The 24,925-nt window shown below is 50.0% G+C and carries 19 protein-coding genes and 1 tRNA gene; 6 read left to right on the top strand and 14 right to left on the bottom strand.

The window, feature by feature from the left end:
- Window positions 1-57: 57 nt before the first annotated feature.
- Window positions 58-1,131, bottom strand: a complete 1,074-nt coding sequence (locus AC23NW_RS07970) for a hypothetical protein (RefSeq protein ID WP_487448757.1) — start codon at window positions 1,129-1,131, stop codon at window positions 58-60.
- Between the two features lie 248 nt (window positions 1,132-1,379).
- Here AC23NW_RS07970 and AC23NW_RS07965 point away from each other — a divergent pair, with 248 nt between their 5' ends.
- The 3 genes from AC23NW_RS07965 to AC23NW_RS07955 all read left to right on the top strand — a co-directional run bounded on the left by AC23NW_RS07965 (window position 1,380) and on the right by AC23NW_RS07955 (window position 4,157).
- On the top strand, window positions 1,380-2,132 hold the full coding sequence (locus tag AC23NW_RS07965) for a hypothetical protein (protein WP_487448755.1): 753 nt from the start codon (window positions 1,380-1,382) through the stop codon (window positions 2,130-2,132).
- Window positions 2,133-2,338: 206 nt separating this feature from the next.
- Entirely contained in the window at window positions 2,339-2,968 is a 630-nt protein-coding gene (locus AC23NW_RS07960; protein ID WP_293835304.1) for a Cj0371 family chemotaxis-regulating polar lipoprotein, read from the top strand.
- 16 nt (window positions 2,969-2,984) lie between these two features.
- A complete protein-coding gene (locus tag AC23NW_RS07955; RefSeq protein ID WP_487448754.1) occupies window positions 2,985-4,157 on the top strand; it encodes a glutathionylspermidine synthase family protein in 1,173 nt (390 codons plus the stop codon).
- A gap of 74 nt (window positions 4,158-4,231) precedes the next feature.
- Here AC23NW_RS07955 and AC23NW_RS07950 read toward each other — a convergent pair whose 3' ends face one another.
- From AC23NW_RS07950 to AC23NW_RS07890, 13 genes are all read right to left on the bottom strand, one after another.
- Entirely contained in the window at window positions 4,232-4,594 is a 363-nt protein-coding gene (locus tag AC23NW_RS07950) for a hypothetical protein (RefSeq protein ID WP_293835298.1), read from the bottom strand.
- Between the two features lie 260 nt (window positions 4,595-4,854).
- Window positions 4,855-5,472 (bottom strand): LEA/WHy family protein, encoded by a 618-nt coding sequence (locus AC23NW_RS07945; protein ID WP_293835296.1) that lies wholly within the window; start codon window positions 5,470-5,472, stop codon window positions 4,855-4,857.
- Between the two features lie 109 nt (window positions 5,473-5,581).
- Window positions 5,582-7,507 (bottom strand): DUF3857 domain-containing protein, encoded by a 1,926-nt coding sequence (locus AC23NW_RS07940; protein WP_487448752.1) that lies wholly within the window; start codon window positions 7,505-7,507, stop codon window positions 5,582-5,584.
- Between the two features lie 18 nt (window positions 7,508-7,525).
- Window positions 7,526-9,529 (bottom strand): DUF3858 domain-containing protein, encoded by a 2,004-nt coding sequence (locus AC23NW_RS07935; RefSeq protein ID WP_487448750.1) that lies wholly within the window; start codon window positions 9,527-9,529, stop codon window positions 7,526-7,528.
- A gap of 145 nt (window positions 9,530-9,674) precedes the next feature.
- Window positions 9,675-10,868 carry an alpha/beta hydrolase family protein gene (locus tag AC23NW_RS07930; protein WP_487448749.1) on the bottom strand — a complete coding sequence of 398 codons (1,194 nt, stop codon included), beginning with the start codon at window positions 10,866-10,868 and terminating at the stop codon, window positions 9,675-9,677.
- A gap of 55 nt (window positions 10,869-10,923) precedes the next feature.
- Window positions 10,924-11,586 carry an endonuclease III domain-containing protein gene (locus AC23NW_RS07925; protein ID WP_487448747.1) on the bottom strand — a complete coding sequence of 221 codons (663 nt, stop codon included), beginning with the start codon at window positions 11,584-11,586 and terminating at the stop codon, window positions 10,924-10,926.
- Entirely contained in the window at window positions 11,583-12,806 is a 1,224-nt protein-coding gene (locus AC23NW_RS07920) for an OmpA family protein (RefSeq protein WP_487448746.1), read from the bottom strand. Before AC23NW_RS07920 ends, AC23NW_RS07925 begins: the two co-directional genes overlap by 4 nt.
- 143 nt (window positions 12,807-12,949) lie before the next feature.
- A complete protein-coding gene (locus AC23NW_RS07915; RefSeq protein ID WP_487448744.1) occupies window positions 12,950-13,525 on the bottom strand; it encodes a hypothetical protein in 576 nt (191 codons plus the stop codon).
- 33 nt (window positions 13,526-13,558) lie between these two features.
- The gene (locus AC23NW_RS07910) at window positions 13,559-15,010 is read right to left on the bottom strand and encodes a SusD/RagB family nutrient-binding outer membrane lipoprotein (protein ID WP_487448743.1); all 1,452 of its coding nucleotides are present in this window, start codon (window positions 15,008-15,010) and stop codon (window positions 13,559-13,561) included.
- 236 nt (window positions 15,011-15,246) lie between these two features.
- Window positions 15,247-18,441 carry a SusC/RagA family TonB-linked outer membrane protein gene (locus tag AC23NW_RS07905; protein ID WP_487448741.1) on the bottom strand — a complete coding sequence of 1,065 codons (3,195 nt, stop codon included), beginning with the start codon at window positions 18,439-18,441 and terminating at the stop codon, window positions 15,247-15,249.
- Between the two features lie 487 nt (window positions 18,442-18,928).
- Window positions 18,929-19,708, bottom strand: a complete 780-nt coding sequence (locus AC23NW_RS07900; RefSeq protein ID WP_487448739.1) for a patatin-like phospholipase family protein — start codon at window positions 19,706-19,708, stop codon at window positions 18,929-18,931.
- Between the two features lie 100 nt (window positions 19,709-19,808).
- Window positions 19,809-20,645 (bottom strand): MBL fold metallo-hydrolase, encoded by an 837-nt coding sequence (locus tag AC23NW_RS07895; RefSeq protein ID WP_487448737.1) that lies wholly within the window; start codon window positions 20,643-20,645, stop codon window positions 19,809-19,811.
- Between the two features lie 72 nt (window positions 20,646-20,717).
- Window positions 20,718-20,791 (bottom strand) — tRNA-Ile (locus AC23NW_RS07890).
- 216 nt (window positions 20,792-21,007) lie between these two features.
- Between AC23NW_RS07890 and AC23NW_RS07885 the strand changes: the two genes are divergently transcribed.
- The 3 genes from AC23NW_RS07885 (at window position 21,008) to AC23NW_RS07875 (ending at window position 24,921) form a co-directional block, all read left to right on the top strand.
- Window positions 21,008-22,282 (top strand): HD domain-containing protein, encoded by a 1,275-nt coding sequence (locus AC23NW_RS07885; RefSeq protein ID WP_293835268.1) that lies wholly within the window; start codon window positions 21,008-21,010, stop codon window positions 22,280-22,282.
- 168 nt (window positions 22,283-22,450) lie between these two features.
- Window positions 22,451-23,479 (top strand): UDP-3-O-(3-hydroxymyristoyl)glucosamine N-acyltransferase, encoded by a 1,029-nt coding sequence (lpxD, locus tag AC23NW_RS07880; protein WP_293835267.1) that lies wholly within the window; start codon window positions 22,451-22,453, stop codon window positions 23,477-23,479.
- Window positions 23,480-23,526: 47 nt separating this feature from the next.
- Window positions 23,527-24,921, top strand: coding sequence for a bifunctional UDP-3-O-[3-hydroxymyristoyl] N-acetylglucosamine deacetylase/3-hydroxyacyl-ACP dehydratase (locus tag AC23NW_RS07875; RefSeq protein ID WP_293835265.1), 1,395 nt, complete (start codon window positions 23,527-23,529; stop codon window positions 24,919-24,921).
- The last annotated feature ends 4 nt before the right edge of the window (window positions 24,922-24,925 follow it).

Below are 24,925 nucleotides of genomic sequence, written 5' to 3'. Positions count from 1 at the left end.
TTTAAGCTCTTTCGCGCAGGGTTTCAACCCTATTTACTGAATATTTACTAAATCCGGCTATGTCGCCATTTCGCGGGCAATTTCCGGATCGTTGTAATTCCGGTCAAGATTATCCGTTGACTTACCGTCAGCCGGCGAAACGTCCGGATCTTCGTCCATATCCGCCTTTTTTACCGAGGCTTCGTCCAGCATTTCACGCGGTTGCGTCTGAAGCTGTGCAGCTTCCTGCGGCCGTTCACTTGACTGATAGTCAGTCGGTACATGGGCATCGACTTCATACGGGTGCGATGAATCACCGGTTTCCGGATCTTCTTCCATACCGACATCTTCCATACCAGGAATCATGGTATTACCGGTCAGGGCTTCGCCGGGTTTCACCTTTTCCGGCTCAATTTCGTCATGACCTACCGGCGGATTATTTTTCGGGATTGCCTTCCCGGGCAGTTCGATACCGAAATAGGTCGAGGTAAAGGTTACGTCGCTGCCATCTACAGCGACCGCATTTATTTCATGCGAGCGGCCGGGCTGTGTCGGATCCTGGATTTCGGGTTCCGTATTCGGCATCGGGTTTGGCGTTGGCAGTTCCGGCTGCGGGTCGTGCGGTACCGGAGGCTGCGGCGTATCCGGGGCCGGTGGTACTGGATTGTTCGGGTCAGGCACCGACGGCGATGGCGACGGAGGCACCATATCACCCCGTACCGGCATGGTACTGTTTACGGTCCAGTAACCGGCGGTAGGCGTCACCTCATCCTCATCACCGGCCTCAACCGTTGTGCCGGCCTCGGGATTGTCGGTAATGCCGGCTTCGGCGATGCGCGGTTCGTCTGAATCGTTTTCGGTTTGTTCAAACCCGTTACCGACCCGCAGGGCTGCCGCCGAGCGTTCGTATGTAGTATCGTCAGAATTTTCGTCAAAGCTTTGCAGCGCGCGTTCTTCATCGCTGCTATAGCGATTCCGGAGCTGTTCGTCCTGCACATCGTCGTGCGTATCGCCAATAGGCTGCAGACGTCCATCGACCAGTTTTACCATATTGGTTTCGGCCTGGTCGGCACCGTACATTGATTCGGCATTCTCGTTTGAGACCATATTGGCCTGCTGAGCGCCATCGGAAAGGGCTGATGAATTTGGCATAACGTTGATGATTTAAAAGACGGTTAGTTCATCCCTGATTACTGTTAGTTACTGATTTGCAGCTTGTTTCGTAGTCAATACTACTACAGAACAATCAGCAACTCAGCAACCGGTACAAAAAACAGCTGGTAACTAAGCATCTGAATATATAAACTTCATGGATTAGGAAAGGTTTTGTAAACGTGGCATTGTATTTGTACTGATTCGGTTAAACAGCCTTAACTCAGGATGTAAAGACAAAATCAGGTATGAAACGGATTGTACTTATTGGTATTGGTTTGCTGATTGGCGGTCAGTTGTATGCGCAGAAAGCGTTCATTTTGAACCATCAAAGCAAAAACGGTTTTTTGAACGTGAACGGAGGGGTGAGCTTGCCAACAGGAAACTTCAGCAATAAATCATCTCAGAATGACCTGGCTGGCATGGCCCTCAAAGGGTTTACCAGCAACGCCTCGGCAGGCTATCGTGTTGCCGGACCGGTTGGCCTGATGGTTCGCTATGAGCGCACCCGCAACCAGATGGATGCCTCGGGCATGTTAGATCTGGTTTATAAAGCAGATGGCTCCTCGTGGTCGGCAAAAGCCGGTCAGTGGTCGCTGAGTACGGTGATGGCCGGACCTTATGTGAGCATTCCGGCAGGGCTGTTTACTATTGATGTACGGGCCATGGCCGGTCAGCTGACGGCTACATGCCCTGCCACGTCGATGGAAGGCAGCTTCGGAGATATTCCGATTGCGGTCCGCACAAACTCAGCCCTGTCGAAAGCCACGGCCTACGGCACCGGTCTAACGGTACGCTATCGGTTAGGCACCAGCTTTGCCGTGCAGGTAAACACCGACTATAGCCACTCAAAAGTTACATTCAGCGAAATGACGACATCCAGTTCTTCGGGCTTCGACCGTGAACAGACAGCGACGTATTCCAGCCTGAAACCGATCTCGTTTGTCAGTGTTTCGGCCGGTCTGACGTTCCTGTTCGGTAACCGCAACCGGGTGTTCTAAGCTAAACCAGCATTTATTCTCTCGCTATAAAAAATGCCCCTTCCCTGTTTCGGCAGCGGAAGGGTTTTCTGTTTCTGCCGATTTTTACCCTGATAATCAAGCCGGTTTTTCAACCGTCTGGCCATGCTGCGATCTGTTCATCCCTAATTTCTTGCAACCCCTGCCCTAATGCGGTAGTTTAGCAGCAGAACGACTTCTTAAACGCTATGACACCGCTACGCCGCAGGGCTATCATCCGACAGATTAAAGACATTTCGATTGGCACTACCCTCAGCCTTGCTCTGCTCAGCAGTACGGCTGTGCTGCAAAGCTGCGGCAATAACCGCGACGACAACCGTGATTCGACCTATGAATCGTCGGGATCATCGGATCGTTTCGGTAAAGGTGTAATGACCTATATCACGGAAAACTCACCAGGCAATTTCAGAATTACCGACGAGGTACAGGTTGACCCCTCAAAAGCCGGTGCCATTGTCAACTACCACGACGGGCACCGCGATACGCTGAGCGTTGAAGCCGCCCGCCGGCTGGTCCAGAGCGATCCGTCAACCCGTACGTATTTCAACAATCCGTCATCGTATCACACGCACCATAGCAATGGTCTGGCCAATGCACTGCTGTGGGGTGGGCTGGGCTATATGATCGGCCGGTCAACCGCCCCGCAATACCGCGACTATGAACGTCGGTACAGCTCCGGTTTTTATGCCAGCCCGCGCGTATATGAGCAGAGCAGCCGCGTCCGCGAGAGTGTGCGTACGTCACGGGTCAGCAGCAGTCGTCCGTCCGGTGGCCGCAGCGGTTTCTTCAGCCGGATGAGCCGTGGTTTCTCTTCATAATCTTAGTACTACCCACATGGTATTAACACGAAAAATGGCTACAGGCCCGGATCAGCAAGTGCATAACATTGGCTGGGACTGGATGCTGGGCACCGATACATTGCCCTACCTGGTCAACGAACAGGTTGTGGTGTCGCCGGAAGAGGCTGATGCCTACTACGAAGCGGCCAATCAGCTGTTTGATATGTACATTAGGGCCGGGCAGCATATAATTGATCATAACCGGTTTGCGGAAGCGGGTATTCCGGCGAACCTGATTGACCTCATCCGCTATACCTGGGACGATGACCGGCAGATTCACCTGTACGGACGTTTCGATCTGGCAGGGGGTATCGGGTATCAGCCAATCAAGCTCCTTGAATTCAACGCCGATACAGCCACCTGCATTCCGGAAACCGCCGTTGTGCAGTATGCGCACCTGAAAGCCAACAAGCTCGATGAAAAGCAGCAATTCAACGCCGTATACGAAACGCTGGTCAGTCAGTTCCGGTATCTGCGGCAGCAAAATCCGGACATGGACCCGAGCCTGCTGCTGTCGGCCATGCGCGACGCCCCCGAGGATGATGCCAACGTTGCTGTATTGGGTGAAGCCGCACGGGAGGCAGGTTTCGATGTAGCGTTTGCCTATATCGATGAAGTGGAATTTTCGGCAACCGACGGGGTATTCCGGCACGACAGCATCAGCGGCAAGTTTGTACGCTACGATTACTGGTTTAAACTCGTTCCGTGGGAATACATTGCCGAAGAAGAACCGGAACTGACAACGATCCTGACCGAAGCCGTACGCAGCCGGAAAGTGATTGTACTGAATCCGGCCTATACGCTGCTGTTTCAGACGAAATATATTCTGAAGGTACTTTGGGAGCTGTTCCCGAACCACCCGTTGCTGCTCGAAACCGGCACCACACCGCTAACCGGCAAACCGATGGTCGAAAAGGTACTGTTTGGCCGGGAAGGGGCTAATGTCAGGATTCTGGAAGCCGACGGCAGTCAGCGCCTTGCCGTTGAGGGGGAGTACGGTGACTATCCGAAGATTTATCAGGCGTATACTGAATTGAATAAAGATGAAGCCGGCAACACCTATCAGGCCGGGGTTTTCTTTGCGGGTGAAGCGTGCGGACTGGGATATCGCCGGGGCGGATTGATTCTGGATAACGGCGCGCAGTTTGTCGGCCACCAGATTATGTAAAAAAAGTAAGGAGTAAGACCAGCGTGTTTTCCGAACAACTGATCTTACTCCTTTTGCCTGGCAACGTTCATGGCTTATTTTTCTACGTTAAAATGCAGACGGGCCGTATATGTATGCTCCGGATCTGCATCGGGAAGGTTGACCTTACGCCCTGTAAGCTGCTTGATCAAACTGGCATTTACCGACTCATTTCCTGAGTGGACAAGCAGTTTTGAAATACGGCCTTCATCGCTCACATTAAACTGAATCACGACGACACCGTTACGGTTTGTTTGCTGTAACTCTTCGGGACACGAAATGTAGGTCGACAGTTGCTTTTCCAGCATTGCCTTTGCCTCTTTCGGCTCCGCTTTTTTCACGGGTGTATGCCGCGGAGTGGCATACGCGCCTGCCATCAATAATACCATGCAACCAGCTAGAGTGAGTACTTTTTTCATGTCTTTTTCCTGATTTTATATTGTTTTTCTGCCGCCATCACCTGTGTCAGCGTCTGTACAATATTACTAAAAAGTTAACGCAATGTTAAGCCAATGTTAAGAGAACGATGAAAACTTAACATTGGAAAATAACAGCAAATAATCAAATCGCTGTTTATCAGCAGATTGACATTTTCCCGTAAAATAACACACATAATATTGGGTTAACAAAAAAGCCTGCACTTAGTGTAAGTGCAGGCTTCGCAACAAGGCAATATGGATTACTGACCTAACAAAATCTTGTTTGTCACTTCCTGATCAATGGTAATGTAGCCGGGGTAGTTCACCTGCTTACCGGCCAGATCCAGCGTCGGTTTGATTTTGATCGTTAGTTTCGTTGGTTTCGCATTGGCTGAACCAGCCAGATTACCCAGAAACTCCGTAAAAGCATCGCGCGTTTTCGGGTCGGTCAGCAACTGGTAGGCGTTGGCGTTTACCCGAACCGGAACACGGGTACGTCCGCCGCCCGGCGGCACCTCAATACGCTGGTTCAGGAAACCGCTGAACAACTCGGTACCCGCCAGAATAATTTTATATTCCAGCTGGTTAATGGCCGCCAGCCGGTTGGTCGGATTCAGCACGTCCAGATTAATCCGTGCATCCAGCGGAACACTGCGGGTCAGAATCCCGCTGGCGATCCGCGGAAATTTCAGCGGATTCAGGTCTTCGGGGTTGCGGAACTGGCGCACATCGTACCCCGCCACAAAAATAGAATCAGCCGACACTATGGAATACCGGCAGTCGCCGAGTGCTTTGGCCTGTGAAACCTGTTTATTAACGCCACATTGGCTTAAGAGCAGCGGCAGCATGGCCACTGCCAGCAAAATGAATCGTTTCATGCGTCTATGTCGAATTTTAGCCGTATCGGCACCACGAAAGTAGTGGTTACGTCATCTTTGACAAGCCAAAAGGCGGTTGGTTTATCCAAAGATTCTGATTCTACGGTTATTATTTCTTAATAAACACCATTTGTACCCGGTCAGCCTTCGCGATTTTCTTCCGGAAGTCGACCCACTCGGTATAGGCAGTAGCCGGATAGCGGCCGCTGTGCATGGTTACCTTACGGGTATACACCAGTGTTTCACCCTTAACGGTAGCGGCAACGGCGTAGCGGCCAAACCTTGATTCGATCGTCACCGGCTCCAGCATAAACTCCGGTGCATAGCCCTTCGGCAGCTGATAGGTAATCGTATCGGCATCGTCAAACTCGTATTCGCGGCCCAGCACCAGCGCAAACTTCCTCGGCTTATCCATCGGCGTTACCGCCGGCAGGTGCGACATCAGGTTGAGGGGCACAAACATCCGGGTACCGCTCGGGTTACCCCACCGCCGGACATGGAGCGACAGTTTTTCACTGACCACCGGAATCCGTTTAGGATCGGCCTTAAACGCATACTGCTCCAGTTCAAACGCCGGAACCTGTATACTTTTGATTACCCAGCTCCGCTGATCGGCCTGACTCAGGTAATTCATCACATCCGAATACGACTCCTGCTGAATACCGGTATAAGCGCTCAGCACCTCGGCTTTCGCTTCCCCGTCGTCCTGAAGAGCTACCTGAATACGCCGGTGCTGCAGGTTGTCGGCCGCTTTGTAGACGGGCGTCTGTATGAGTTTACCGCCGTCGGGCAAGACAATCAGCGCATGGCGCCCGCCGGTAAACGTACCCATATAGCCGAGCGGATTATGCTGGCTCGTACATTCGAGCCAGAGCGTATCGCGCCCGTCGGGCACGCACAGGATCACGTGGTTAAACTGAAACCCCGGAAAATCAGCGTGGATATCAGCCGCATCCTTACCGGCCCGGATAATGGTTTCGTAGGCCGGGATGTTAATTGCCTTCAGCAACGCCTTTGCGTAGTTAGTCAGTGCCTTGCAATCGCCGTATTTACTGGCAGCTACCTTGCCGGCTTCTATCGTCTGCCAGCCACCGATACCCAGCTGAACCCCTACATAGCGCGTCTGGCTCTGTAGAAACGCATATACGCTGGCTACCTTACCCGCCGTTGTTTTTTCTCCGGCCGTCAGCTGGATAACCTGCTGACGCAACTCCTCGGGAATGACATCACGGCCTTTATTCAGATTGTAGTAAAACCGGCCGATATCCTCCCAGGTCTGTAGCTTACCTTCATACCCCTGCACCTCAAACTCGGCCGGTGCCGTTAAGACAATCGGCAGAAACTCCTGCGCTTCCGGTGAAAACGGCTCTTCCTCCACCGGCAGTACGTTGGCAACCGACCACTGATAGAGCGTCCGGTTGCCGTCCTCGCTGATCTGCACCGGCTTCGCCATGTTGTATTCCTTGTAACGCAGCGCCTGGCCTTTCGGCATATCAACCACAAACGATGCCTGTTCGACAGCCAGGTATTCTTTGGCCTGCGGAGCCCACTGCGGGTAGAACATCAGGTTCCGGCTTGTCTGCTCGATGGTAAACTCAACCGTATACGGGTAGCTGCTCTGCTTCGGAAACTGCGCGATCTTCATCCGGTTATCGCTGAACAGGGTCCCGTCATCCGTAGCGCTATAGTCAACGATCTCGTTTTTCTTTACCTTTTTGACGACCTTCCCGGCCGCATCATAGAGCGTCCCCTCAATGTTGTTTACCTTCGAGAGTTTATCATAGGGCACTCTCAGCATCGCATGCGGGTCACCGGTCTTATCAAGAATGGTGATGATGGTATGGGTCTTTTCAACGGCTTCGCCCGGCGATTTTACGGTATAACTGGTTTGGGAGCGACGGACAACGGCATGCGCATTGGCCTTTAACGGTTCCGGAATAGCCGATGCCTTGTATTCGTCCTGACTCCATGCAGGCGCGCCAACAGACAACGTCCCTGCCAGTAACAGCAGGAAACGAAACGGGTGTTTATTCATGACTGGCTGGTGGTTGTATTATTTTTTTTCTGCTACGGGAGCGGTTCGTTTGATTACGACCTGTTCGGCCTGCTTGGCAACGACCTTATCAAAAAACTCACGCAGCATCTGGTACTGCTCTGCATAAAACCGGCCTTTGCGCAGCAGCATGCGGGAGGTAACCGTAAACCGGTTGCCATCAACCGCGACCTGATACGTAAACCGGCCCTCGTTTTCCGGCAACGACATCACCATTGGCTTAGGTGATTCTTCGACTTCATAGCCGGCTGGCAGTATAAAGGTGGTGTAGTAGGTTTCATCCATCGGTACACCCATATCCACCGGAAAAAGACGCTCCGGCTCCTTAAACGGATTCGAAAACCGCGCTTCGGTCAGCATCGGCCTGATGTACATCCGGTCACCGGCGCGCTGGCAGCCATCCGGAATCTCCAGCATATAGGTTGCCTCAAAGCCGTTTTCAACCTCGCTGACGTTGTTAAACGCAACCTTGTTGATCTGCCAGGCCGGCCGGCTTTTCCGGATACTTTCCAGGTATTTAGCTTCACCGTCTACCACATACTCCCGGCGGTGCTTCAGGCCGCTGTACCCGTTATGCGTTTTTTTCAGGGTGCCTTTCAGGTCGCCGCCGGTGCTGATGGTAAACTCCCCGCCGGCGACTTCAACCTCGCGTTCTACCGGTACAATCGGCAAAAACCGGCTGTCGCGGCCGGCGACCAGACGCCCGTGCCCGTTCAGGCATTCAAATGGCAGCATACCGGTTTTCAGAAACGGGTCTGTGGCGTCCAGCAGCATGTCTTTTCCGTTTACCATCACATGGGCCACCACATAGTTAAACTGGCGCAGCAGCGCATATTCTTCCATCACATGCCCGTGTGAACGCGTGCTGAGAATAACCGGATTCGCCGGTAAATCCAGTTGCCGCAGCAAGGCAATCAGCATCAGATTAATATCTCCGGCATCGCCTTTGCGATCGTCAAAGGCTTTTTTGATGCTATACGAAAAAAAGCTGTTCGACTTATCCCAGATGACCTGCGAGCTGATGAACTGACAGGCAGCCCGCAGGCGTGACAACGTATCGGGATTTGTTTTGATGATAGCTCTGGCCGCATCTTTCAGAAAACTACCTGCCCCGTTGAACTGCCCCGAAAAGGAACTTTCGGCCAGCAATGTTTTATCCATATCGGCCCAACTCACCGATATTTTACGCGGAAAAGACCCCGGAATCGAATAGCTGGCCAGTTCAAAATCAATTTTCGAGATATAGTCGTTCGGGGTAGTAATGAATGCTTCATCACGGAATGCCGGTGCATTTTGTACCACAAAGCGGTAAGACTGGCCAGTTGACCCGTTTTCGTTAATCGCCAGTTGCAGGTACCCACCCATAATCATCTTGTAATAGAAGTATGCATAGACATTGATCCGGTACTCGCTCCAGAGCACCGGAATCCGTTGCTGGAATTTCCACGTCCGCGGGTTATGGTTCACCGAAAACGGGGTTGTTAACCGGTAGCGGTACTCAATAATTGAGCCTTCACGTACATTCGGCAGCGTAAACTTCTGGATTGAAAATTCGTTTGAGACCTTTTCGATAAATACTCCCTCTTTGGTAAGCTTATCGGTCTGGATCGTACCACCGGATTCATTATAGGTAAATCCGTCGATGTTATTCACAAACTCTCCCGGACCACCTTTTCCCTTAAACAACGGAATTTCCACCGTTGCGTGGTCATAGCCGGCTTTGCGCCGGATTTTTATACGGGTCTGGTATTCCAGAATAATCTGAATATCATTTCCGGCAACAGAGAAGTGAACATCGCCCCGTTCATAGAGCACAACGGCTTCGGCCGTCGAGTCATTTTTAGCTACTTGCTGTGAGAAATCAGCGGGCGTGATTCTGCCGAATCGGATGTCAGGGTCGGTTACGCTGGCCTCCTTTTTCTGGGCAATTGACAGATTTACCCAAAGCAGGCAAAACAAAAAAACAGCCGTAAACCGGTGCGGTAAGGTAGAGTTGCAGAACATACGGTGCGACTAATAGATCGTGGATGAATTACGGAGCAAGATATTCTTTTTTGTCCATAACGTTTCCAGGCTTTTATTAATATGTATACAAAAAAGCCAGTCGTATTGACTGGCTTTTTTGTAAGCAATATATCGGCTAATCTGATCAGGGATTCGCGCTGAAAAACTGCATTGTCGCCAGCAGGAAATCCGGCAGGGCCGTATCGTGGCCTTTACCCGGTAAAGGGGTCAGCGTAACATTGGTCGCCCCTTTAGCCTTCATGGCATTGTAGGCGTTTTCTGAATTCAGGTAAAACACCAGCTGGTCGCTTGTACCATGCGTCAGCAGCGTCGGTGTTTTCGGCACGAAATTATACACGTCGTTATCCTTGAGGGCGGTCAGGAAACCGGTATCCGTGCCGTCGTTAAGGCCTTTCCTGAAGCTGTCCGTCATGATTGTGTTCAGGCTTACACCAACCGATGCAGACCGTCCCTGAGCCTGAATCTGGGTAGCATAGGGCTCTTTGAAGAAATCAGTCATCGGCCGCTTCAGGTTGTATAGCCGGTTGTAGGTTGTCAGTACCCAGATATACAGGCTATTGGCCGAAGGCGCTCCCGCTGTGGTATTATTAACCAGATACTTTGTAAAATTCGTCTTGTCATAGGCTCCCGCACCACAACTTGACGCTTTCAGCTGAAACGGACTGTTGCTCAGCTGTTCCAGTTTCTGCTGAAGTGCCATCGTCGCAAAACCACCTTCCGAATAACCGGCAATGTAGAGTTTGTTGTTCCAGCTGACGCCATTCGTGGCGACAAACTCCTTCGCCGCCATCAGCATGTCCAGACTCGTCGCCCCAAGGCTTTCACGGTGTTCATACGGGTGTTCGGTCTGCTGGCTGGCACCGTAGCCCAGGTAGTCCGGATACACGACAATGTAGCCCAGCGCAGCCGCAAACGGACCAACCAGCGTGGCCTCTGCTCCTGCCGAGAATACCGACGGTGCCTGGCTGTTGGTGGTTATGGTCCCATGCTGTACGCTCATCATCGACAACGCTCCCGAGCGGTCGGGCACCAGTACCAGTCCCGACGCATCAATGGCCGTGCCATCAGTGTTTTTGGTGTGGTACGTCAGCCGGTAGACCGTGCATCCGTTCTGAATAAACGCGCTGACCGGAACACCGGCCGCCAGACCAGACTGCGTGATCTGCGTAATAATCTGTTCTTTGGTCAGCTGGGTAATTTTTTCGCTGCTGACCAGATACGAATTAGCCGGATTCGGGTCTTTAGGCGTACACGACGCTACCAGCAGAATCATCCACAGGCCAACCCAGGCACTCACTTGACGGGATAAGAATTTCATAGATGTTTTTTGTGCATTACAGGAAGCAGGCTACGACCGCATCTGTGCCCGAAAGCTACCGATGTTTCAGCACACCAACACGCCCGCATTCAGCTGATACAGGACAAGTTGAGCAATGTGGCAGCGTACCCGTACAAATATACTTACCAAAAGGCATAAGCAGTCGGTTTACATCTATCCACCGGTCACGCGGGATGCGGTCTTCCAGTATGGTTAACGTTTGTTCGGGCTGTCTGGTATGCACAAAACCCCAGCGGTTGACCACGCGATGCACATGCACGTCCACACTGATTGCCGGCTGGCCGGTTGCAACGCCCAGTGTCAGGTTCGCGCATTTCGGCCCCACGCCTTTGAACGACGTTAAGGCAGCATACTCCGCAGGCACCTGACCGGCAAATTCGTCGGTTACGCGACGGGCGATGCCAAGCATGGTATAGGCTTTCTGGTCGGGATACGTGGTTCCGGACAAAAGCCGGGTGAGTGTTTCCACGTCCAGTTTCAGCAACTTTTCCGGCGTGCGGGCCACCTCAAATAACCGCAGCGAAACCGGTATCGTGGTTTCGTCCAAAGTCCGGATCGAAATGATGCAGGACATCAGCTGCTCAAAAACCGTAGTATAGCCCCGGTCAGCCAGTTCGAACATAGCTGCTTTCGGAAACGGCCGTACCGCTTCCTCAATCCGGGCAAACAGGCTGGTTATATCGACGTTCTCGTTCACGCCTTGATAACCACCATTTCGACCCGGCGGTTTTCAGGACGTTCTTTCAGGCTCTTATTCGTATTGATCGGCCGCGACGGGCCATAGCCAACCGTTTCGATACGGTCAGCCGCGATTCCTTTCTGAATGAGGTAGCGCTTCACCTCATTGACCCGGTTGCGCGACAATTCAACGTTGGCGTCGAAATCGCCCAGAATATCCGTATGCCCTTCCAGCCGAATACTCATTCCCGGATTCTCCCGCATTACCTTCAGCAACCGGTCCAGTTCCGGAAATGACTCTATTTTCAGGTCATATTTCGAGGCGTTGAAGTAAATATTTTTCAGAGTGATTTTAGCACCGGCCTCAATCGGCACCAGACTAACATCATGCACTTTATCGGATTTGAGCACGGTAACCGTATCAGTCTGGCCAAAATACCCTTTGGCCGATACCGTTACCGCATAGACAGACAGGGCTTCGGCATTAATCGAAAACTGCCCGCTGCCCGGCTGACTGCGCACCGAATCGGCCACCCCACCGGTACTTTCGGCTCCCGAGATCAGGCGGTAACTGATGTTGGCAGTAACGGGTTTCCTTGTCTTCTGATCCAGCACCGTCCCCTTCAGCGCCAGTATCGGGGCAGCAACAACCGTATCCGCAGGTGGTGGAGTTACCGGTGCCGGTCTGGCCTGTACCGGCGGTTTTGCAGGCGCTGGGGTTGCCGGTTTCGGTCTGTTTACCGGCGGCTTCTTCCGAGGGTTAATAACATGAACGCCCCAGAAATTAAAGCATATAGTGTTTGCCTGGCGTCGGTCACTGCATTCAAATAGGTCAAAGGTTGTGATGCCTGGAGCGAGCCGCTCGAAGTAGACAGCAAAATCAACACGTTCTCCCTCCACAACACTGCGGCTTCTGGCTGTCGGAATATTTTCGGCTTTGATAAATTTGAATGATCGTGCTCCCTGATCGGCATATAGCCTGGCCCCTGGCTGAAAATTGATTGTTCTTGGAGTATTGCTCAACTCAGGCGGCAGCTTCAAGCCAGGGATTTCTTCTCCCTCCAGAAAAGTCATGTAGATTATTGTGTATTTATCCGTGAGTTCAATTCGCCGGATCTTAATCAATGGGTCATTTACATCATCAACCCTCGGGCGGTCTGTTACATACTCTACCTGCGCATTTACTGTCACTGCCATGAGCAGCAGCACGGTCAATAGCCAATATAATCGCTTATTCATTCGTTCGTGGAGCATTTGTTTACCCAGTCTAAACGTTTAGATCAGCCGGTGTATTTCAATTCATACCCAAGTCCAAAATACAAAAATCCCGGAACACCTTACAAGGTGCTCCGGGATTGATACCCGACTAACTAAAGGGTCGATTATTGCAATACGTTCAGGCGATAGAGGAACGGTGAGCTATAAAATGCCCCCCCTGTAATATTTACACCTGTGTTTGCAGCAGAATAAGACTTACCATTTGTAAGTTTCATTACCGCTGTTATTTCAAACCGGTCACCGGCAGACACATCAGCTGCGGTCAGCTTAGTAGCCGTTAAAGCTTCTGTTCCTGTTACACTGATTGTTGCTCTCGGATAACCAGTTGTCGGATCTTTAGCAAACGTACTGGCGGCCAGCGATTTAAGAGCAACAACAGCTGTCGTTTTATCACCGTTGGCAGGGGTTGCATCAATAAACCGGATAGACAGGTCATAACTGGCAAACAGTGCGCCTTTGTCAGGCGTAACAGCCTCTGCCACAAACTCCATTTTTGTACCGGACATATTTGCCTTACTGACATTAAATGTTGTAGCGGCAACCGGATATGGAGATACCGTTCTCATGTATCCTCCACTCTCAAGGTTAAAATCATCCAGCTTATCAATCATTTGTGTTTTACATGAAATAATTGACAAACAGCCGGCTGCTAATATGAAAAAAATCTTTATGCGTTTCATAGAGCTAAATTTTGCATGTTAAACGTAAGCAAACTACTTAATGAATCCGGCAGGGTTGTTGTCCCAGAAAACCTGCACAGCGACGTTTGCTTTTTGTTTTGCATTCGCATTACGGGCAATGAAGGAAGTCGGATAATAATATGAACGCGCAAACTGACCCGGGTTCGGATCAAGCGCAGGCTGCTGGTTGGCCGGCTTGCCGGTACGGCGATAGAGGTTATATGACTCAATACCATTTCCGTACAATGCATACCAGTATTCTGTGGCCACCACATTCAGCTTCGCATCCGGTGTTGCCGCATTGTCATAGTCAGCCATTACCCGGTTAACATACTTTGTTACTTCGTCAGCCCAAACGATTTTCTGGTCAGCTTCGAAGGTTGCGATCTTGCCGGCCTCTGTTGTTCCAAGCGCCATCGCCCGTACATCTGCCATTGATTTTTCAACCGCAGACTTCAATAAAGCCTTTGCATCGCCGGTTGTCCCTAAGGTTATAGCCGCTTCTGCCAGCATAAAATCAATAAATGATCGCATCATAATCGGGTGCAAACCTGCCCCTCCGGCACCGGCACCCAATGATACCGGCCGGCCGGCATCGTTATCATATAGACCGCCGGCAGGATACAAGCCCCACGCCGTACGTCTTAATCCATCTGGTGGAATACCTTCGTTGCTGAGATGGTCACGTCCCCAATAGCCCACTGTGGTTGGAAGGCAGAAAACGTCATTTGGTCCGTAATGAGCTGGTTTCTGGTTAGTGATACACCGTAACTCGTTTACATCTTTCGTATTTACAGTTACCTGACGATAGAAGTAGAAACGAATCCGCGGATCCTGGAAACCTTTGCTCTGATACATGCTACCCATATACGAGTTTGACTGGTAATCCCCCCCTCCTGTCGGTGAGTACTGACCGGAATATCTTGGATGACGGGTATCCGGGTTTGTCAGGTTTGTCCCAAATTTAAACACGAAGTTCTGCGCAGCTGTCGAGATCAGTTTTCCATCAGCGATAAGGGCGTTGATGCCTGATGTTGAGCCTGTTTTATCAACCAGGCGGCGATTAAGCAGTAATTTCAGTTTCAGGGCATTTGCTGCACGAATCCAGCTGTCGGCAGTCCCTCCATAATAAAGGTCTCCGGTAGCACCTGCCTTTGACTTTGCATTAAAGTTTTCAACAGCTTTGTCCAGGTCAGCAATTGCTGCGGTATAAATACTGGCTCCGGCGTCTGTTTTAGGGTTAAAATTGGCCGGATCAAGCGCTTCAGCATACGGTACATCCCCGAAAGCATCCACCATGTTAGCCATCACCGACGCACGGATGGTACGGGCAATACCTGCATGCACGAACAGTTCACTTTTTTCAGCCAGCGGAATTAATGCTTTCACATCATTCAGAATACCGGCATAAGCAGTTGTCCAGGTGCCGTTAAAGTTGCCGGGAGCAACGGCGTTATCATAAAAAGCCGATCCCTGATTCAGCATACGCGTTAAGCGCATTCCCGGATCGCTCATCTGATTGAAGTGGCCGGCATAACTGACTTCAATCTGATTCAGTAAGTAATTTATATCCGTATTACTTGTAGTTACTGCATTCGGATTATCTAACAAATCCAGCTTGCAAGAACTAACCAATACCGACATAACTGCAACAAGTGGTATTATTAGCCTTTTAAACATGGTTAAGAAAATTTATATCGTTGATAGACCAAAGTCGTTGATTAAAATGTCAGTTTCAAGGTTCCGCCTACCCGACGGGCACTTGGCCCTGTCAGGAACTCAAATCCCAGACCATTGCCTACCCCTAAACCAAGGTTATCGGTATCAAAATTCAGACCTTTAGGGATGTACAAAGCTTTGTACCAGAGGTTGTTTCCTGTAAAAGCCAGCGATACTCCTTTGAAGGGCAGCTTGCTAACCAATTTTTTAGGCAGCTGGTATGACACAGAGGCTTCCTGGAGACGGATTGTTGATGCATCAAAAATCCGTCCCTCGTCTCCGAAGAAATAAACGTTATTGAATCCGACATCTGAAGCTGTCACCTGAATATCATTTGGTGTGCCATCTGCTTTCACACCAGGGAAGATATAGGTTTGAGCACGGTCATAACCCTCTTCCAGCGAGTTATCAACCGTCAAACCACGGCCTAACAATGCACCTGCAGAAGACGAATACATAATACCACCATGGCGATATGACAGCATAAAGTTGAATGTCAGACCTTTATAGCTAAAGTCATTGATCCAGCTCGTAACAAACGCCGGGTTAGGGTCACCAAGGATTACCGGAGATGTTGTTGCCTGCAGGTAGCCCTGGGCATCAATCAGGAACTGTCCCTTATCGTTTCGACGGAATCCGGTACCTTTTATAATATTAAATGGCTGTCCGACGATGGCGTAGTTACCTAAAGCAGCTCCAAATCCTGTGACCTGAACCTCCTGCAATGTTCCGCCAAGATCCAGTACTTTTGGCTCGTTCCGTGAATAAGTCAGTGTAACATCCCAGGCAAAATCACCACGGCGTACTGCCGTTCCGTTCAGGCTCATCTCAAGCCCCTGGTTTCTGATTTTGCCAATATTAATGGTCGTTTGCGTAAAGCCGGTTGCATCGTCCAGCGGTGAATTTGTAATCAGATTCTTCGTAATACGACGATATGCCGTGATGTCAAAGCCAATCCGGTTGTTAAATAACTTACCTTCCAGACCCAGCTCATACTCAGTGTGCAACTCAGGTTTCAGATTCGGGTTACCAAGCGTGTTATCTACCGAGTGTGTCTGCACGGCATTCCCCGAGCTATTCAGCCAGCCACGGGCACTCTGATTCAGGATATTACGGGTACTGTACGGGTTAGGAAAACCAGCCGACGTTCCGTAACCAGCCCGTAGTTTGAGGAAGTTAAGCGTGGCAGACTGTAATCCTTGAATTGCCGTTGTCGGTACAAAAGAGACACTACCCGAAGGATAAAAAATGCGGCGGTTTTCGCGCTCAACAGTAGATGTCCAGTCATTACGGCCTGCAAGGTTCAGGAACAGATAGTTGTTGAAATCAGCTGTGATTTCGCCGAAAACACCCATTCGTGTCTGTTCGCTTGTAAAGTTTGAGGCGACGTTGTCAATAAAGTTTGAGTGACGGAACAGGTTTCTGGCTAACTGGTTCTGGCTTGTCACATTATACAGGCTGAAGCGGTCATTCCGCAGGTTCCCGCCCAATTTTCCTGAGAACGAGAACTTTTCGCTTACGCTCTTATTGTATGACAGGATGACGCTGTTGTCCCAAATTGTATTTTTGAAGTTCAGCGTGTTATACAGACCGTTTACCAGCTGGACACCGCCCTTGTTGAGCATAAACTCCTGAACTTCATCATATGTATCCAGACCAACTTTGTAGAGCAACGTCAGGTCTTTCCCCAGATCATAGTTGGCTGTAGTTGCCATGAACACACGGTTAACTTTCCCTGTGGTCTTGTAGTTCTGCAATACCCATCTTGGGTTTGGAATATCGTTACCGCTACGGAAATAGACAGAGCTCCCGTCTGTAGGGTTTTCATACGGCCACCCCATTAAGTCTACCTGACGCGGTGTATACATCACGTTGGCCAGTACCGAAGGGAAATCATTGGCATTATTCCCCTGACCTGCGCTCAACGGCGGAGAATACTGATCGGTATTGGCAAAGTTGATTGACGTATTCACTGACAATCTTTTTGTCATCTGCGCATTTACCCCTAAGCCAAGATTCAACCGTTTCAGCCCGTTATTCGGAATATACCCCTGCTCATTGTTATAGCCTGCCGAAACATTATAGCTTACCTTCTCACCACCGCCTGAAATATTAAGGGAAGTATTAGCAATCTGCCCTGTACGGAAGAAATCCTTAATGTTGTTAGGGAAGATCTGCATTTTGTACGGACTCACGGAAGCCACATAATCTGCCATAGCAGCCCGTGTTGCGGCTACCGACAAAAACGCATACGGGTGATTGGTTAATGCAGTATTAGTATTCTGTGACGGATAAATCGACGCCTCCTCCAGCGTCGGTCCCCAGTTACTGAAGAAATAACCAAGGTTCTGCTGGAAACCACCTACGTACTTATTTTGGTATTTGGGTAAGTGTGCCTGATTTGTGAAATAAGACTGAGTAAGTGTAAACTCCGTTTTACGGGCTTTCTTAGACCCATTTTTAGTTGTTACCAGAATTACACCGTTCCTACCCTGATCACCATAGGTTACGGTCGCGGCCAGGCCTTTCAGAACGGTTATATTTTCGATATTGTTCGGATCTAGATCAAGGAACCGGCTCGATGATGATTGTCCGCCTCCGGTAAAGCCCCCGCGCGTGTTCGTATTTGAGTTAAACGGAACACCATCTACCACGAATAGTGGCTGAACCGAACCGGTAATTGACGAATAGCCACGAATGGTAATGTTTGTACCCGTACCGGAGACCCCTGATGTTGCCGTGATATTTACACCCGGTACTTTCCCTTGTAATACCCGGCCAACATCCGCCTGTGGCCGGTCCTGTATCATCTTGGTATCAACCGCCGTCACAGCATAGCCCAGGGCCCGCTTTTCCCGCACAATCCCCTGGGCAGTTACAACAACTTCCTGCAGACTTTTGGTATCACTTTCCAGTGTGATATCAATGATTGTCCGGTTACCGACAGGAATTTGTTGTGTAACTGTACCCACAAAGCTAACAATCAGCACATCACTACCAGACGCCATCAGGGTGTATCCGCCCTGTGCATCGGTGTTGGTTCCCTTGGTCGTCCCCTTCAGCACGACTGACACCCCAGGCATAGGCGAGCCGTCTTCCGACGAAACCACCTTTCCCGAAATTTTCCTATCCTGAGCCCACGACGGAACCCAGAGGCAGCATACGAAAAGTAAGCTCACCAGTAGAAATTTTCTCATAGATGAAGATAAAATTAGGTTAAGAAAACGTAGATAATTTTCTACAAATTTAAACGTACCCCCTAATAAAACAACTGATAGATTAAAATTAAATTAATAGTATATTATTTTACCTATAAAGAAGTTGACAAAATATTATATTAAATATACTTACAAAAACTACTTTATCTAAACAGAAGCCTTAAAATAGTATACATCTAATCATTGGTCTTACCATAAGAATAATTATAAAAATAATAAAAATAAAAACAACAAAACTGAATCTATTTATACTTAAAAGTTCCATATAGTGTACATATTAGTAAACACTATCTACACTTTAACTAATATAAAATTAATTATATTCTACTTCTTTTAAGTAAAACACAAGTATACTTATAGACAAGTATCTGTATGACGACACTGCAAATTGGTTGCACGATACAAACAAAAAAGCCTCTCAACGTTTAAATAGCTGAGAGGCAATGGCAAAGGAAAAAAAATATCGTTATACCAGCTGACGGGCAGGTGCAGCGAGCATTTTACTGATCTGTTCTTCGATAGAATGAGTATAGGTATAACCGATGCGGAACAGATCACGCGCCCGCCGCACATCAAAAACATCAAATTTTGCCAGCTCCGGCGGCTCAATCAGGACGTTACACCGGGCAAAACGATCTTTTGTTTTGCTTTGTACGGCCAGTACCAGACTACGTTCTACTACCCCGCGGATCGATGTAACCGGTTTCTGCCACTGTACCGGGTTACAATGGGAGCCAATAATGTAATCTACTTTATTTTCGAGCGCTTCGACAGGCATATTATTGAGAATGCCGCCGTCAATATACTGTTTCCGGTTCAGCAGCATGGGTTCAAAAATACCGGGCAGACAACATGAGGCCAGTATAGGCCTGATGAGTTCTCCGCTGTTAAACTCCGTTATTTCGCCCTGATTCAGGTCAACCGCGACAACATGCAGCGGTATATTGAGCCCTTCGAACGAATCATGCGGAAAATACTTCTGGTAGACCGGAAAAGCGGTGTCAATCCGCAGCAGGCCCATGCGGTTCCAGGCCGGCCGCAAATGCCTGAAGATACCGGCGCTTTCAATAATCCGGAGCCCTTCGTCGGGTGGATAACCTGCGGCCAGCAACGCCCCGGCAATAGCCCCGGCACTCGTACCCGAAACACGGTTTACAGTTACGCCTTGTTCCTGTAATGCTTTAATAACACCCAGGTGCGCAATCCCGCGCGCGCCGCCTCCTGATAAAACCAAGCCTACATTCATATTGATGGGTAAGACTTAATAATGTCTGTTTGTGTATAAAAGGTGTATATACTACCAGCAACGACGAAGCCAGGCATTTAGTTTTTCAGGAACTTAAGTCTCAGATAAAATCTGCCAGGCGGCCGCTGTCTTTTAGCCGGACACCTTTTTCGGTACGTTCGACGGTAGCCGCTTCCGTAACGGGATCGTGTTCAAATACCAGCACCCATTGCTCTTCGGCCGCTTTATCCAGTAAACGTGCTTTCTCATCCATCGTCAGCAACGGCCGTACGTCGTAGCCCATTACGTAGGGCAACGGAATATGAGCCGATGAAGGGATGAGGTCCGCGCAGAACAGGATTTTTTTACCACCCGCCTCAATCAGCGGAAGCGTCATTTTTTCGGTATGGCCGTCAACAAATTCCGTTGTCAGCCCGTCCAGCCCAAGCGGTATTTCATCTAGGAACCGCAGTTGCCCACTTTCCTGCAACGGCATCAGGTTTTCTTTCAGGAACGACGCCCGCTCCCTCGGATTCGGATGAATAGCCCATTGCCAGTGGGCAGCATGCACCCAATACGTTGCATTGGCAAACGCCGGACGAATGGCCTCACCGTCGCGGAGGGTGGCTCCGCCAACGTGATCAAAATGGAGATGGGTCAGTAAAACGTCGGTAATATCGGCGGCATCGTAACCCGCTGCCCGGATCGACGACAGCAGGGTGGCATCGCCGTGCGGGTCATAGTAACTGAAAAACTTTGCGTCCTGTTTATTACCCATTCCGGTATCTACCAGCATCAGCCGGTTGCCTTCCTCGATGAGCAGGCAGCGCATCGCCCAGGTGCACAGGTTTCGCTCATCGGCAGGGTTCAGCCGGTTCCAGATCGATTTAGGGACAACACCGAACATAGCGCCTCCGTCCAGTTTGAAGAGGCCGGTATCAATTGTATGCAGTTTCATGTGGCAGTAAGGTTTAGGGGAGCAAATAAAACAAAATCCCCGCCGGATTTAGTCAGCGGGGATTGCTTTATGTGGGCCAGCCAGGACTCGAACCTGGGACTTACTGATTATGAGTCAGGCACTCTAACCGACTGAGTTACAAGCCCGTTGCTATGGTTTCAACCGTAATAGCCCTGCAAATTTACAATTTTTCCGGACAGGATAACCAGAATTTCTGAAAATTAGTTAACCGGTCCGGCTTTCCGGGAGTTAGTTAACAGTACGTTTCTCAGTATCAGAAACGAAAGCACGCTATTTTTCTGTTTCTTTACCGCGAACCTGCGCAATCACAACTGACCATCGTCACGCAGCCGATTTACCTGATGTCAGCCATTATAAAACGAAAAATACTGAACGACCCTGTCTATGGGTTTATTACCATACCGAATAAACTGCTGTTTGATCTGGTGGAACACCCCTACTTTCAGCGGTTGCGCCGCATCAAGCAGCTGGGTTTATCGGAATACGTGTATCCGGGTGCTTTGCATACCCGTTTTCACCACGCCCTGGGTGCCATGCACCTAATGGGCGAAGCGATTCAGACACTGCGCAGCAAAGGCCACCCGGTTTCGGATGATGAATGTACGGCAGCCCAGGCAGCTATTTTATTACATGACATCGGTCACGGCCCGTTTTCGCACGTGCTGGAATCCTGCCTGCTCAGCGATGTACCGCACGAGGCGGTTTCCCTGTTATTGATGCAGGCCCTGAACCGGCAGCTGGGCGGTGGCCTTGACCTGGCCATCCGGATGTTTGAGGGCACCTACGAACGGCCGTTCTTTCATCAGCTTATTTCGAGTCAGCTCGATATGGACCGCATGGATTACCTCAACCGCGACTGCTTCTATACCGGGGTGGCTGAGGGCACCATCGGAGCTGACCGGATCATTAAAATGCTCGATCTGGTCGATGATCAGCTGGTGGTAGAAGCGAAAGGAATTCTCAGTATCGAAAACTTTCTGAACTCCCGCCGGATCATGTACTGGCAGGTATATCTGCATAAAACGTCGATCTGTGCTGAATCGATGCTGATTCAGGTTTTCCGGCGGGCCCGCTTCCTGATCCGGCAGGGCGCTACGGACCTGGTGGCCTCCCCGGCTTTTCTGCTCTTTCTGACGCACGATATTTCCCTGAACGAGTTCCGCGAAAACCCCGGCTACCTCCAGGCATTTACGCAGCTCGACGATCATGACGTCTGGTTTTGCCTGAAAGCCTGGACCACGCACAGCGACCGGATCCTGTCGACCATCTGTACAATGCTGGTCAACCGGCACCTTTTTAAAATCGTATTGGCTAAAGAGCCGTTTGCGCCCGAATTAGTTGCTGAAATTGAGGCACAGCTCCGCAAACAGGGCCTTACCGACGAAGAGCTTTCGTATTTTATGGTACAGGGTCAGGCGACCAATGCCGGTTACCTGCCTTCGGGCGATACGATTGATATTAAGCTCAAAAGCGGTCAGATTATTGACATTGCCGATGCCTCTGACCTGCCGACAATCAAGGCGTTAACCAATATTGTGCGCCGGCATTACATCTGCTGGGCACGGGACTTATCCAATACGCAGCTGGCTGAGCAGCCGGCCGGATTTACCCGCTGACAGTTAGTTGATTCCGCTATGCTTACGTACGCGACAGCCTGGTACTTGTACGCGGTCAATATTTTTTTAAATTATTCGAATAATCATCCGAATAATCCTATTTGTTATCTACCTTAGCGGCAAAAAAACCGTTCGTAAATAACGGTTAGTAAGCGTTACTCTAAAAGCATGGAGTTTACAGTCAGGCAGATTGCAGCACTGCTGGATGGAAACGTTCAGGGTGATGATTCTTTATCAATCAATACCTTAGCGAAGATTGAAGAGGGCACACCCGGAAGTATTTCGTTCTTATCCAATCTAAAATACGAGCCTTTTTTATATACGACTCAGTCATCGGCAGTCATCGTTGACCGTACATTTGAGCCTAAAAAACCGGTATCTGCTTCGTTAATCTTTGTAGAAAACTCCTATTCTGCATTCACAAGATTACTGGAAGAATATCACCGTTTTATTACCTACAGCCGCTCCGGTGTCGAACAACCTTCGTTTATCGGAGAAAACAGCCAGACCGGAGAAGCTGTCTACAGAGGTGCCTTTTCTTACATCGGCCGCAACTGTAAAATCGGCAAAAACGTCAAGATTTATCCGAACGCCTATATCGGCGATAACGTGACCATCGGCGACTCGTCGATTATTCATCCGGGCGCCCGGATTCTCGATAACTGCGTGGTTGGCAGTCACTGTACCATTCATCCGAACGCGGTTATCGGCAGTGATGGTTTCGGCTTTGCGCCGCAGCCGGACGGCAGTTACAAGACCATTCCGCAATTAGGTAATGTTATCCTGGAGGATTTTGTGAGCGTGGGGGCTAACACCACCATCGACTGTGCAACGATGGGATCAACCATCATCCGTCAGGGCGCTAAACTTGATAACCTTGTTCAGATCGCTCATAACGTTGAGGTTGGCAGGCATACGGTTATTGCGGCCCAAACCGGCGTTTCGGGATCAACAAAGATCGGCGACCAATGCGTAATCGCCGGTCAGGTTGGTATTATCGGCCACATTTCGATTGCTAACAAGACGAAAGTCGGTGCCCAGTCGGGTGTTATGAAACCGGTTACGGAAGAAGGGGTATCGCTAAACAGTTCACCGGCCTTCGATCTGAAAGAAAGTATGCGGGCAATTGTGGTTTACCGCCGTCTGCCCGACATAGAACGAAGGCTGATCAGTTTAGAAAAAAAGATTGGAAATTAGGTATCTGATACCGCCATAACCCTTGATCAGATACGAATCATTAAGCTATGAATATCAAACAGCAAACAATCCAGAAATCCGTTTCGGTGTCGGGCGTAGGTCTACATACGGGGGTATCTGCCACGATGACTTTTCTCCCTGCGCCAACGAACCATGGATTTAAGTTTCAGCGTACAGACTTACCGGGTCAGCCTATCGTCGATGCCGACGTAGACAACGTCGTTGATTTGTCGCGCGGAACAACGATCGAGCAAAGCGGCGCCCGCATTCATACCGTCGAACACACACTGGCGGCGCTGGTTGGTTTGCAGATCGACAATGCACTGATTCAGCTGGATGGTCCCGAACCACCGATTATGGACGGCAGCTCTATTAAGTTTGTAGAGGCGTTACTGGCGGCAGGTATCGAAGAACAGAATGCAAACCGGAACTACTTCGAAGTTACGGAGGCCATTCACTACCAAAATCCCGAAAAAAATATTGAGATTGCAGCATTGCCGTTGAATGATTACCGGCTGACGGTAATGGTTGACTATAACTCGCGGGTTATCAGCAGCCAGCATGCAACACTCAATGATATTACCCAGTTTGCCGACGAAATCGCCAGCTGCCGTACTTTTGTTTTCCTGCATGAGCTGGAAGCCCTGTATAAGCAGAACCTGATCAAAGGCGGTGACCTGACCAATGCCATTGTTATCGTTGACCGTGAGGTGGAAGAAGGCGAACTGGATTACCTGGCGGCCCTGCTCAAGAAGCCTAAGGTGGGCGTTAACCGGAAAGAAGGGATCCTGAACAACCTGGAGCTGCACTATCCGAACGAAATGGCCCGTCATAAACTGCTGGACATGGTGGGTGATCTGGCGCTGGTTGGCCGTCCGATTAAAGGACAGATTCTGGCAGCCCGACCGGGCCATGCGGCAAACGTGGCCTTTGCTAAAAAAATAAAGAAACAGATTCAGAAAACGGCACAGAATCAGGTTCCGCAGTACGATCCGAAGCAGCCGCCGGTGATGGACATCAGCAAAATTTCCGGCCTGCTGGCACACCGCTACCCGTTCCAGATGATCGACAAAATCATCGCCCTGGATCAGACAAGCGTGGTAGGGATCAAGAACGTAACCATGAACGAGCAGTTTTTCATGGGCCACTTTCCCGGCAATCCGGTTATGCCGGGCGTGATGCAGCTCGAAGCCATGGCACAGACGGGCGGCATCCTGGTGTTGAGCCAGGTTCCGGATCCTGAAAACTACTGGCCATATCTGATCGGTATCGAAAATTGCCGGTTCCGCCGCAACGTTCTTCCGGGAGATACCGTTATTTTCCGCTGCGAATTTACCTCACCGATGAAACGCGGTATCGTAAAAATGCAGGGACGGGGTTACGTAGCAGGACAACTTGTCTGCGAAGCCGATATGATTGCCAGTCTGGTAAAGAAAAAGTAACCTG

The organism is Arsenicibacter sp. R0_47 (genome assembly GCF_057652235.1).
The sequence above is the reverse complement of the archived record's forward strand: the minus strand, read 5'-3'. Positions and strand labels throughout refer to the sequence as shown.

Excerpts from the sequence above, each read along its gene's own strand:
- AC23NW_RS07970 (WP_487448757.1), bottom strand. The coding sequence starts at position 1,131 with ATGCCAAATTCATCAGCCCTTTCCGATGGCGCTCAGCAGGCCAATATG.
- AC23NW_RS07965 (WP_487448755.1), top strand. The coding sequence starts at position 1,380 with ATGAAACGGATTGTACTTATTGGTATTGGTTTGCTGATTGGCGGTCAG.
- AC23NW_RS07960 (WP_293835304.1), top strand. The coding sequence starts at position 2,339 with ATGACACCGCTACGCCGCAGGGCTATCATCCGACAGATTAAAGACATT.
- AC23NW_RS07955 (WP_487448754.1), top strand. The coding sequence starts at position 2,985 with ATGGTATTAACACGAAAAATGGCTACAGGCCCGGATCAGCAAGTGCAT.
- AC23NW_RS07950 (WP_293835298.1), bottom strand. The coding sequence starts at position 4,594 with ATGAAAAAAGTACTCACTCTAGCTGGTTGCATGGTATTATTGATGGCA.
- AC23NW_RS07945 (WP_293835296.1), bottom strand. The coding sequence starts at position 5,472 with ATGAAACGATTCATTTTGCTGGCAGTGGCCATGCTGCCGCTGCTCTTA.
- AC23NW_RS07940 (WP_487448752.1), bottom strand. The coding sequence starts at position 7,507 with ATGAATAAACACCCGTTTCGTTTCCTGCTGTTACTGGCAGGGACGTTG.
- AC23NW_RS07935 (WP_487448750.1), bottom strand. The coding sequence starts at position 9,529 with ATGTTCTGCAACTCTACCTTACCGCACCGGTTTACGGCTGTTTTTTTG.
- AC23NW_RS07930 (WP_487448749.1), bottom strand. The coding sequence starts at position 10,868 with ATGAAATTCTTATCCCGTCAAGTGAGTGCCTGGGTTGGCCTGTGGATG.
- AC23NW_RS07920 (WP_487448746.1), bottom strand. The coding sequence starts at position 12,806 with ATGAATAAGCGATTATATTGGCTATTGACCGTGCTGCTGCTCATGGCA.
- AC23NW_RS07915 (WP_487448744.1), bottom strand. The coding sequence starts at position 13,525 with ATGAAACGCATAAAGATTTTTTTCATATTAGCAGCCGGCTGTTTGTCA.
- AC23NW_RS07910 (WP_487448743.1), bottom strand. The coding sequence starts at position 15,010 with ATGCTGAATCAGGGATCGGCTTTTTATGATAACGCCGTTGCTCCCGGC.
- AC23NW_RS07905 (WP_487448741.1), bottom strand. The coding sequence starts at position 18,441 with ATGAGAAAATTTCTACTGGTGAGCTTACTTTTCGTATGCTGCCTCTGG.
- AC23NW_RS07900 (WP_487448739.1), bottom strand. The coding sequence starts at position 19,708 with ATGAATGTAGGCTTGGTTTTATCAGGAGGCGGCGCGCGCGGGATTGCG.
- AC23NW_RS07895 (WP_487448737.1), bottom strand. The coding sequence starts at position 20,645 with ATGAAACTGCATACAATTGATACCGGCCTCTTCAAACTGGACGGAGGC.
- AC23NW_RS07885 (WP_293835268.1), top strand. The coding sequence starts at position 21,008 with ATGTCAGCCATTATAAAACGAAAAATACTGAACGACCCTGTCTATGGG.
- lpxD (WP_293835267.1), top strand. The coding sequence starts at position 22,451 with ATGGAGTTTACAGTCAGGCAGATTGCAGCACTGCTGGATGGAAACGTT.
- AC23NW_RS07875 (WP_293835265.1), top strand. The coding sequence starts at position 23,527 with ATGAATATCAAACAGCAAACAATCCAGAAATCCGTTTCGGTGTCGGGC.